Source organism: Chryseobacterium sp. SIMBA_029, from assembly GCF_046535275.1.
Lineage (GTDB): Bacteria > Bacteroidota > Bacteroidia > Flavobacteriales > Weeksellaceae > Chryseobacterium.
Genome location: NZ_JAWRXA010000228.1, coordinates 1 through 278, shown reverse-complemented (window position 1 = coordinate 278; position 278 = coordinate 1). Strand labels below are relative to the sequence as shown.

1 pseudogene is annotated in these 278 nt (G+C 30.6%); it reads right to left on the bottom strand.

What is annotated here, in order from left to right:
- A pseudogene (locus SB679_RS23925) lies at positions 1-278 on the bottom strand (TetR/AcrR family transcriptional regulator); the annotation flags it as partial.

The following is a 278-nucleotide window of genomic DNA, read 5'->3' as shown; positions in this document are numbered from 1 at the left end:
ATAATTGCTCGAAAATCTTCTGAATTTCCTTTAAAATAAGGATGGAAAATATATTTAAAAATATGTTCTCCGTTTTCTTCCTGGGTATCAATTAGTTTTTTTAATGACTTTCGAGGTTCAGATAAACTCCAGAGTAATAATTTTTGGGCTTCCTTATTGGTATAAACATAATCAAACTGGGAGAGTAGCATTTCTTTGATAAAGGATTCTCCACCGTCTTTTATATCAGGTAATATTTTGTCTGTCTTATCTGTTGTTGCATTAATCCAATAATCCTG